This is a genomic window from Solwaraspora sp. WMMB335 (assembly GCF_049179075.1).
In the GTDB taxonomy this organism is placed as follows: Bacteria; Actinomycetota; Actinomycetes; order Mycobacteriales; family Micromonosporaceae; genus Micromonospora_E.
Window position 1 is genome coordinate 4,552,812 of the sequence record NZ_JBMHMF010000001.1, and the last position, 9,536, is coordinate 4,562,347.

The following is a 9,536-nucleotide window of genomic DNA, read 5'->3' on the forward strand; positions in this document are numbered from 1 at the left end:
TAGTCAGCAGACCGGGACGTGGTTGTCGAAGTACGGCGTGCCCCGCAGGCTGCCGGAGGTGCTTCCGTTGTTGTAGAAGGCGTCGGCGGAGGCCCAGTAGGTGTTGTTCCACGGACTCGACGCGATGCGGTACCAGGCCGTGTTGCCGTTGGCGACCCGGAAGCCATCGGCCCGGCAGGCGACCTGCACCGTGGTCCCGGCTGAAATCACCGGGCCGGGAGAGCCTCCCGCGTTCTGCCGATTCGTCCAGGTATGGGTCATGCTGCCGGCGGTCTCCGCGAACGTGGCCGGCTCGGCCGGCTCGGGCTGTGCGACGGGCTGGTCAAGCGGCCTGCTCCAGTCGCTTAGGTTCCGGACGACGGCGTACATGCCATCAGCCTCCTTGAAGCAAACCTGCAGGTTCACGTACTGCGTCCAGTCGCTGAAGCGGTAGTTGCAGATTGACTTCATCTCCGCGCGGAACCGGTCGTCGATCCATCGGCGGGTGTTTTCGTCCCGCCGGAGCGTCAGGCTCTTGCCGTAGTTGCGGTAGCCGAAGTCGTGTTGCTGGCAGGCCGGGTGGAACAGCTTGCGCCAGCTCTCCGGCGTGGGCCTGCTGCAGCTGTCGGTGTCCCAGTCGAACTGGTTGTACGGCACCGGCTTCCGGCACTTGTCGATGTTGTCCAGCGTCCCGCAGCCCGCGGCGACGAAGTTCGCCTTGCGCTCGGCGAACTGCCGGTTGCCCAGCAGCATCGTCTCCTTGGCATAGCGGACCTGCTCGGCACGCTGAGCGGCGGTGATGGCCTCGGCGGAGGAGGCGGGCACCACGGCCAGAGCCAGAGTGCCGGCGGTCAACAGGGCGGCCAGCCGACGCCTGGTGAGTCGCGTCGTACCGCGCGGTTCCCGATGGCGGCCCGCCGTGGTCCGCCAAGACCTGTCGTTCATGAGATCGTTCCCTTCAGCGGTCAGTCGACGGCTCCCGATCGACGGTGCGATCGGGGAGCCGGGCGGCCTCACCCCCTCGTAGGCCGCCGAGTCGAGTGTGATCGCCACGGTGGCTCTCCGGCGTCCTGTGTTCACCCCACACAATGGTGTGAACTGCGCCGATACCGTTGGTCCGCAAACGTTTGCCGACGACGGGTAGGCTCTGATGCCGTACGTCCGACCTGGTCGGGTTGCAGAGACCGCGCGACTCGCTCGCTCCGGTGACGCGGTCGAGAGCCTTCGTGCAGCTGGCCGCCGATACGCTGCCATGATCAGAGTAGTCACGCTACCGATCGCCGCGGCGGTCGCGACAGCCGCCGCTGAGTCGCCGCGGATGCGATATGCCTGCGCCGCCGCCTCGCTGGTACTCGCGGGCTGGAGCGTCTTTTACGCCCGCCAGGTCTTTCGCAACCCGCCACGCTGGGTCACCGCAGTGGATGCGAGCATGCTGGCGGCGCTGGCTCTCGCCACGCCCTGGCTTGTCTCGGCAAGCTGGTTGAACAGCGGAAAGTCATGGATTGTGCCGTTCTGCACGTTCGCCTGCGTGGCGTACCAGTATTACGAAGGGCGGATGCCCGGCAGTCTCGCCGGTCTCGTCGTTATCACGGGCATGGTTGTCGGGACGGTCACCGGGCGCCCCGAGGGTTCGGTGATCGACGGTGTGATCACGGCGTGCTGGGCAGTGTTCGTCACGGGCTTGGCCCGGTTGCTCTGGACGCTGGTTCACCGGGGCGGCGAGCTGGCCGACCAGACGATCGCCGAGGCGGAGACCGCCCGGCGGCAGAGCCGGATCGCCGCGCTGGAACGCGCCGACGAGCGGGCCTCCAACCGAGACCTGCACGATCACCCGGCGACGACACTGTTGTTGGTCGGCCTGGGTTTGGCCGATCCCAGGATCGGCGAGCAAGCGGAGCGCGATCTGGCGGTGCTGCGCCGGCCGGCCGACGAACGGCCGCCGGCCCGGACCGATCTGTGCGGCCTGCTCGCGGTTGCCTGCGACGAAGCGCGGCTTCCGGTCATCCGCACCGGGGCCGAGCAGCTGATTGTGCCGACGAACGCTGCGCGAGCCATGACCAACGCGACGATCGAGGCGCTGACTAACGTCAGACGGCATTCCGGTGCAGAGTCGGCCGAGGTACATGTCGCCGAGGATGGGGACATCGTGATCGTCGAGATCCGGGATGAGGGGCACGGGTTCGATCCGGAGCGGGTACCCGCGAGCCGGCGCGGTGTCCGGGAGTCGATTCGCGGCCGGATGGCCGAGATCGGCGGGTGCGCCGCCATAGAGTCGGAGCTCCGGCGCGGCACCACCGTTCGTCTGCGGTGGACCCATGCCTGAGCAAGGACACCTAGCGGAGATCACGCGGCGGCTGCAACACGGCCTGCGGATCGCGGTGGTGATCATCGCTGCGGTCATTCTGATCTTGCCGCTGAGTTTCGCGCGCTACATCGATCGCTACCACCCGCTATGGCCGCAGATCATCGCATACGCCGTCTTGAGCGCCGTGGTCGTCGCCGAGGCGATGCTCGCCGCCCGGCGTCGTGGCTGGTCCCGTTGGCGGTGGCCGGTGCTCGCCATGGTCCTCGCGGCCGACGTGCTGGCTCGCGCCTTTCTGGCCCCCGGCGCTGCGGTCACCTCGGCGGACTGGATTTTCGGGGCACTCGGCTGGATGGGTGTGATCCTGCTGCTGGATCGGCCGCTCGGCTACCTGGTGGCCTTTCTCGGCATGCACGAGGCGGTGACGCTCGCCGCGATCCTGCTGCCCGGAGCCGGTACCCGAGACGTCCTACTCAACTTCGTCGCCGGCTCGCTGGGCACCATCGGGTATCCGCTGGCCAGCGGAATCGCCGCGGTCGCGCTGCGCGGGGTGGCCCAGGCAGCGGCCCGGGCCACCTATGAGACGGAGGAGAGGCGTACGGCCGAGGAGAGCTCGGAGCGCATCCACAGAAACCGCCAGGCGCGCCTCGCCGCGCTGGACGAATCTGCGGGCCGCCTGCTGCAAGGGCTGGCCGACGGCACGCTGGATCCCGCGGATCAGCAGGTAAGGCAAGAGTGTGCGATCGAAGCCGCACGCATGCGCCGGCTCTTCGCCGAGGCCGATGCCGCCGCCGAGCCGCTCAAGCACCTCCTGGAACAGGCCTCCGACGTTGCCACACGCCGAGGGGTGAAGGTCGACCTGTTCACGGTGGGCAGCTGGCCGGACCCACCGCCGGAAATCCGCCGGTCACTCACCGACGCCGTGCTCCCCGCCATCACCGCGGCGTGGTCCGAGGCCCGGATCGTCGTAATTTGCATCGGCGGTGTTCTGTCCGTCAGCGTCCGAGCCGACTGCAGCATCATGGGATCGTTCCCGACCACGGATCCGGCAGTGCGTGTCACTGCCACCTCGGATGACGACACGACCTGGGTGGAAGCACAATGGGCGACCGGTTGACGACCGCTGTACTGATCGAGGACCACGCCGGGATGCGTGAGGGCATCCAGAAGTGGTGCTCGGAGGCCGACCCCCCGATCGATCTGGTCGAGGCGGGCGGCCAGGTAGCCCTGGCCTGGACCGGGCCCGGCCGCAGCGCCGACGTGGTCATCCTCGACCTCCTCGTTGAGGGAAAGGACCAGTTCGACACGATCACCCGGCTCGCCGAGTCCAAGCGGCATGTGGTGGTGTACACGATGTACGAGGGCGAGGAGACAGCGGTGCAGTGCATCGACCGCGGCGCCTCGGCGTACATCGCCAAAAGCGAGGAAAAGGACCACCTGATCCGGGCCGTGCGCGCGGCCGCGATCGGCGAGACTTACACCACGCCGAAGCTGGGCGGCGCGATTCTGGTAGACCCCAAACAGCCCCAGTTGTCCGAGCAGGAGAAGAAGGCGTTGTTGCTCTGGTTGCAGCTGGGCTCGAAAGCCGAGGTCTCCCGCAAGATGTTCGTGTCCGAGAGCACTGTCGACGAATACATTGCCCGCGTCCGGGTCAAATACGCATACGTCGGCCGGCGGGCCTCGACGAAGTCCGAGCTGACCGTCCGCGCGATCAAAGACGGCCTGATCACGGTCGAGGAACTGGAAGCGCTCCTCGATCGTCGCGACACCTGACCGCCCTGACGCGCCGCACCATGCCGGGTGCCGGCGTCAGTCTCCGCGACGTCCAGATCGCCGCCCGCCACGCCGATCCCAAGACCACCGTGGGCTACGACCGGGCATGCAAGAACATCGACCGGCACCCAACTACATCCTCGCCGTCTACATGGCCTCCGGTACATAGCACGGACCGGCCGCCACGATCATCCTGGTGGCCGGGCAGCTGTTCACGTGCCGCAGGCCGGTCAGCTGACGACGATCCGGTCGATGTCCGGCGAGTGCCCGGAGAACCGTAGCGTGTTCCGGCCGGCGGACAGCTGAGCTTCAAAGGTGTGCGTCGCCGGCGTCTCCCACCCGCCGGAGCTGGCCACCGGATACTCCTTGATCGAACCGCCGTTGATCTGGACCACGATCTTCCGCTGCCCGTCGGACTCGTAACGGACCGCCACGGTACGGGTGCCGGCCACCGGCAGGGTGACGTACACCTCCAGAAAGTTGACGTCGTGGACGTACTGGACGCGGGCTCCGCCGTCACAAGTGGCGCAGTCGGCCACTTTGGCGTCACCGGCCAGGAGATTGCCCGGTGCCTCGGCCTCGACACTCACCGCTGTGAAGCGCGGCACGACCGGTGTGGACACCGGAGCGCCGGCCGGGGTCGACCCGGCGGGCCGGGCCGAGGGCGTGTGCGGTGGCGCCGATGTCCCGGCCGTTGGCAACGGCCCGGTCTGCTCCGACTCGGCCGGATCGAGGCTCGGTCTGGGCCACCGCGGCAGGGCTTCCTCCGGTGCGGTGACCGCTTCGCCGTCCGCCACGGTCGGGCCGGGCGCGGACGGCTGGTCAGGGCCGACGATCTGGATCAGCACCAGGGCGAAGGCGAGTGGGACCGCGGCCCACAACATGATCAGCGGTCGGCTCCGTGCTGATCCGCTGGGTGGCCCGCCCTCCGGCTCCATCCGCCACAGCCTATCCGACGATGTCGGAAATGGACCCGCCGCTGGGGCGGGGCAGGGCAGGTCGTTGCCGGTATCCTCGATCGGGTCCGGCTGTCGGCGGCCGGCGTGAGATGCCGCAAGGCGCGCGAGCGGCCCGGGAGGTCCACACCGTGCCAACCAGAGTCCCCGGTTTGGCGCTCGGCGCCGCCCTGATGCTGATTCCCAGCTCAACGCCGGTGACGGAGCAGAGCGTCATGGAGCTGATGGCGGCGCCGGCCAGCACGGGCCCGGTGAAGTACTACATCGTGGGCCCACCGGTGAACAGCCAACCGGAGTACCTGTTCGCCATCGCCGCCGCCACGCTCGGGGACGGCAACCGGCTGCAGGAGATCTTCGACCTGAACGAGGGGCGTCTGCAGCCGCACGGCCATCGGATGGTGGACCCCACCCGGATCGAACCCGGCTGGGTGCTCCTCCTTCCGCCGGATGCCTCCGGTCCCGGCGTGATGGTCGGAGATCCTCCGGTCGTCGCCCCGCCGGAGGTCGTCGCGATTGAGCCGCGTCCGGCCGATCGACCATCGACGTGGTCCCCGTCCGACCTGCTCCGTCGGCTGATCAGCGCAGTGCTGCTGACGACGGTGATCGCCCTTGTCGGCGCCGCGTTGCTGTTGCTCTGGCGGGGCAGCAGATGATGCCGACCACTGTCGGCGTCGCCTCCTGGCGGGCCGCAGCCTCCGTGGTCGGCAGATGGTCCGTCGGACCCGTCGCAGCCGTCGCGGTAGCTGTCGTCGTATCAGCCCCGGCGGTGGCCGCGCCGACCCCGGTGCCGGCGGCCGCACCGGGGCCGGGCTGTCCGACGCCGGTTGATCAGGTCGTGACCGAGGTGTCCTGGGCACAACTGCGACTGGCGCCGGATCTGGCGTGGCCGAGCGGCCGTGGCCGGGGGATCGCCATCGGTGTGATCGGCTCGGGCGTCGACGCGGCCGCACCGGCGTTGGCCGGTCAGGTAGCCGTAGGTGCCGACATCGTCACGGGCAGAGGTTTCGCCAATACCGACTGTCTCGGCGTGGGCACGGAGATGGCCGGGGTGGCCGTGGCCCGCTCCCGGCCGGGCAGCGGCCTGGTGGGAATCGCGCCCGACGCGACCGTCATTCCGATCCGGACCGGAGCCGCCGACGGTCCACGGCGTTCCGCCCAACTCTCCCTGGGGCTGCAGGTAGCGGTATCCGCCGGTGCCAGCGTGGTGATGCTCGCCGGGGCCGTGGACCTCACAGACGCGGACGTGGCCGGGGCCGTTCGCGCGACGACCGCCCGCGATGTGGTCGTCGTGGTCGCGGCGGACCAGCTCGTCGGCGACGATCGGATACCCGGCATGCTCCGGGTCGGTGCCGTCGACGCGGCGAATCGCCTGATCGGAGACCACCAACCGGACACGGTCGACGTCCTGGCCCCGGGCGCGGTGGTCGTCACGCTCAGCGCGAACGGTTCAGGCGAGGTGGTACGGACCGGCTCGCACCTCGCGGTCGCGTTCGTGGCCGGGCTGGCCGCCGTTGTCCGCTCGTCGTCCGCCGGGCTGTCGGCGATCACCACCACCGAACAGATCAAGCGGACGGCCGATCGCCTCGGCGGCGTACAGCCCGATCCGGTCACCGGCTGGGGGCTGATCAACCCAGGGAAGGCGGTCCAGGCACAGCCGGACGAGATAGACAGCAGTGTCGAGCCCGCACCGAGCAGCACTGCCCGCACCGACTGGAGTTTCGCCCTGATCGGCCTCGTCCTGATCAGCTCGATCCTGGTCGGTGCGTTGATCGCCGGCCGGACGTGGCGTGCCGCCGCTCGGCGGCCAGGCTGAGGACAGGACGGGAAGGTGTCCGTCGGCCTCGACCGGTGGATCGTGCCGTCCGGACGGTGCCGGTTGCCTCAGCAAGGGTTATCCCGCAGAAGAAATATGCGTCGATCGGGCCTGATCTGCGTCGGCAGCTGACGCGTCAACCTGTCAGCTGGCGAGGGAACGGAAATCGGGCCTCGTGGAACTGGAGGTCTGGTGGGTATGGCGTTGCCGCGGTGGCTCAGGCGGCGACGGCTGCCAGGCGGCGTCGGCGGGCAGCCGCACGACCTTCTCACACTGTGGTTCGGGCCGGTCGCCATCGTGACGCACATCGATGATCCGCCGGCGCTGCTCTGGCAACTGCTGCGAAACGCTGCCGACTTCTGCGGCCGGGACGTACTGGTCCTGGTCACCAGCACCGCACTCGTCCATCCCACCTGCGGTGCCCAGCTGCGCGGCGTGGCCGAACACGCGACGCGCACGTTGCGCATCCGACGAATCTGGCTGGCCGCCGACGGTCTCGGGAACCCGAGGGGTGCGCACGCTGCCTGGCTGATGCGGTTGGCCACCCACGTCGGAGCCGAGATCGTGGCGGCGGACGGGCCGGTTCACCTCACCCCGGACGGCACCCGCTACGTCGCTGTCGCCTTCGGTACCGATGCCGCAGGTTGGCGATCCTTCCGTCCCGGCACCGATGGTCTGGTGATCGCCCACCGCTATCCGACCCCACCGTGGGAAACGGCGCTGCCGGACGGGCCGGTGGACCTGCCCGGCCTTGTCGCCGACCCGATTCCCGCCGGGATTCTGCTGCGGGCCAGCACCGCGGCGGCGGTCGACCGCTCGGACCCGGCCTTCGACCTACCGGTGGACCGAGGCGGGCCGAAACTGGTGCTCCGACATGTGGGCGAGCCGCCGGTGCAGCCGGCCCACCTGGCTGTGCTCTTCGCCCGGCTGCCCGCCCGGAGCAGGGTCAGGATCGAGATCGGTCTGCTCGACTCGGCCTCGGTGCAGCCTCGGTCACACTGGCTGGACCGGCTGGCGCTGACGCTCGACCCGTCGTTCGACCACCGTCAGGTCACCGCTGGCGCGGAGCCGACCGGACGCGCCACGCCCGCCAGTCCGCCGCCGGCGGTGCTGCGCACCGGGTGGACCTGGGCGGGCGATCGCCTCTATCGCCACACGGCCGAGCCGCACCTACTGGCGGAGGTCGCCGCGACCGGGATTCTCCTACGCACGGCGGGTGGCTACCGCCGCGGGGACCAGGCCTTCATCGACCCGGCCACCGGCGTGCTGAGGCTCGATGTGGCGGCATCGGAACCTCTGGTGGCGGCGCTGTGCCGCGTCGTCGCGATGGCTCCTGACGGACTGCGACTGGATCAGGGCATCGCCCATCCCGCTACCGCTCGGCTGGCCGCCGGACTCGACCACCGCTGGGACGACGTACCGGTCGAGAAGGGACCTGACCTGCGGTACGTCGATCAGGTCGCCGCGCAACCGGCGCGTCCGGCTGCCAGGGCCCCTCGGCTGACCGTTCCTCTGCCGGCACGGGTGTCAGCACCGGCACGGGTGTCACCACCGGCACCGGTGCCCGTACCGCCGGAACCGGCCACGCCGTCGCTTGCCCACCCACCCGTAATCACCAGCTCCGGTCCGGATCTGGAGCTGTCCGGCGACGACAGCCCCGACGAGACTCCATCTACGGTGGATGACCCGCCGCCGGCCGTGATCGCGCTTGCGTCGACGTCCGCCAGCGTGCCTGAGCCTTCCGGGCCTGAGCCTTCCCGGCCGGAACAGGACACATCCAGGTCAGTCGACCGGTACGTGGCGGCGGTCGGGTTCCCGGTCCCTGATCGCGACAGCACCCTCCAGGAACAACGTGAGTTCACTGCGGCCCTCGGGCCCGCGTACACGGACTCGATCACCACGGTGAACGCCGCGCTGGCGGCGTGGCCCGCGCTGCGTCAGGACATCTCGGCGAAGGCGAAGATCGACCTGGTCGCGGTGCGGGTCTTCTTCGGTCGTTCGGAGCTGAGCGCGGCCCGACTCAACACCAGGCTGCGGGCCGGCCAGCAGCCGGAACTGTCCAGTTACCTGTCGTGCCTGGTGTCCGGCCTTCGCCGGCTGCCACCGTGCCGGCGGGCGATGCTCTGCCAGGGCCGGCTTGCGGTGCCGGCACAACAGCTCTACCCGGAGGGAACGACGTTGGTCGAGCCGGGGTTCCGCAGCGTGAGCGGCGCTGGTCTGGCAGCGGCGGGTGCCGACGTCGACTACCTGGTCTGGTCCCGTACCGCCCGGCAGGCCGGCGCCTTGGCCGAGCGACAGGAGCTGGATGAGGCCGTCTTTCTGGCTGGTGCCCGGTTCAAGGTCCTCGCTGTGCGGGAAGGCAGCCCGCCGCCATCGGAGGATGTCGCGATCCCGACGACCGCTGTGCTGCTGCGGGAGGTGCTGCCGGGTGAGCCGGACACCGCAGGCCTGGGCGAGGCGGACCGGACAGCGCTGAGCCGGCTCGAGCGTGCCCTGCGCCGACGGTGGTCTGCGGCACCCCAGGCACTGACCGAGGAGGAGGCGGTCGACCGACTGGCCGGGCCGCCGCTCGGCTATGTGACACACGACGCGACGACCGCCGTAGCCGGCGGCGCGCAACTCCGGTCCGGCTGACACCGCCCCGCCGGTACGCGGGGCCGGCCGGTGCCAAGGGATTTCCCTGTACGGATCAGTCGGGCCCGACGTGTCCGGT

General features: G+C 69.8%; 8 protein-coding genes. 6 read left to right on the top strand and 2 right to left on the bottom strand.

The annotated features are described in order from the left end of the window. Window positions 1-3: 3 nt before the first annotated feature. A complete protein-coding gene (locus ACN27F_RS19760; protein WP_421435493.1) occupies window positions 4-924 on the bottom strand; it encodes a phospholipase A2 in 921 nt (306 codons plus the stop codon). Window positions 925-1,408: 484 nt separating this feature from the next. On the opposite strand from ACN27F_RS19760, the gene ACN27F_RS19765 reads away from it, so the two are divergent. The 3 genes from ACN27F_RS19765 to ACN27F_RS19775 are packed head-to-tail and all read left to right on the top strand — an operon-like array spanning window position 1,409 to window position 4,054. Next, on the top strand, window positions 1,409-2,302 hold the full coding sequence (locus ACN27F_RS19765; RefSeq protein WP_421435495.1) for a sensor histidine kinase: 894 nt from the start codon (window positions 1,409-1,411) through the stop codon (window positions 2,300-2,302). A 55-nt stretch (window positions 2,303-2,357) separates the two neighbouring features. Next, window positions 2,358-3,398 (top strand): hypothetical protein, encoded by a 1,041-nt coding sequence (locus ACN27F_RS19770; protein ID WP_421435497.1) that lies wholly within the window; start codon window positions 2,358-2,360, stop codon window positions 3,396-3,398. Then, entirely contained in the window at window positions 3,383-4,054 is a 672-nt protein-coding gene (locus tag ACN27F_RS19775) for a response regulator (RefSeq protein WP_421435500.1), read from the top strand. Before ACN27F_RS19770 ends, ACN27F_RS19775 begins: the two co-directional genes overlap by 16 nt. Before the next feature lie 230 nt (window positions 4,055-4,284). On the opposite strand, the gene ACN27F_RS19780 is transcribed toward ACN27F_RS19775, so the two are convergent. Beyond that, complete coding sequence (locus ACN27F_RS19780; protein WP_421435503.1) at window positions 4,285-4,992, bottom strand: hypothetical protein; 708 nt, start codon at window positions 4,990-4,992, stop codon at window positions 4,285-4,287. Window positions 4,993-5,141: 149 nt separating this feature from the next. Between ACN27F_RS19780 and ACN27F_RS19785 the strand changes: the two genes are divergently transcribed. The 3 genes from ACN27F_RS19785 to ACN27F_RS19795 all read left to right on the top strand — a co-directional run bounded on the left by ACN27F_RS19785 (window position 5,142) and on the right by ACN27F_RS19795 (window position 9,457). Further along, window positions 5,142-5,663: a LysM peptidoglycan-binding domain-containing protein gene (locus tag ACN27F_RS19785; RefSeq protein WP_421435505.1), complete on the top strand. Its 522-nt coding sequence runs from the start codon at window positions 5,142-5,144 to the stop codon at window positions 5,661-5,663. Beyond that, window positions 5,663-6,823 carry a S8 family serine peptidase gene (locus ACN27F_RS19790; protein WP_421435506.1) on the top strand — a complete coding sequence of 387 codons (1,161 nt, stop codon included), beginning with the start codon at window positions 5,663-5,665 and terminating at the stop codon, window positions 6,821-6,823. The genes ACN27F_RS19785 and ACN27F_RS19790 overlap by 1 nt, the downstream gene beginning before the upstream one ends. Window positions 6,824-7,120: 297 nt before the next feature. Then, window positions 7,121-9,457, top strand: coding sequence for a hypothetical protein (locus ACN27F_RS19795; RefSeq protein ID WP_421435509.1), 2,337 nt, complete (start codon window positions 7,121-7,123; stop codon window positions 9,455-9,457). Window positions 9,458-9,536: the final 79 nt, after the last annotated feature.

Bases quoted from the DNA above. Each gene is read 5' to 3' on its own strand.
- ACN27F_RS19760 (WP_421435493.1), bottom strand. From the start codon at position 924: ATGAACGACAGGTCTTGGCGGACCACGGCGGGCCGCCATCGGGAACCG.
- ACN27F_RS19765 (WP_421435495.1), top strand. From the start codon at position 1,409: ATGCTGGCGGCGCTGGCTCTCGCCACGCCCTGGCTTGTCTCGGCAAGC.
- ACN27F_RS19775 (WP_421435500.1), top strand. From the start codon at position 3,383: ATGGGCGACCGGTTGACGACCGCTGTACTGATCGAGGACCACGCCGGG.
- ACN27F_RS19780 (WP_421435503.1), bottom strand. From the start codon at position 4,992: ATGGAGCCGGAGGGCGGGCCACCCAGCGGATCAGCACGGAGCCGACCG.
- ACN27F_RS19790 (WP_421435506.1), top strand. From the start codon at position 5,663: ATGCCGACCACTGTCGGCGTCGCCTCCTGGCGGGCCGCAGCCTCCGTG.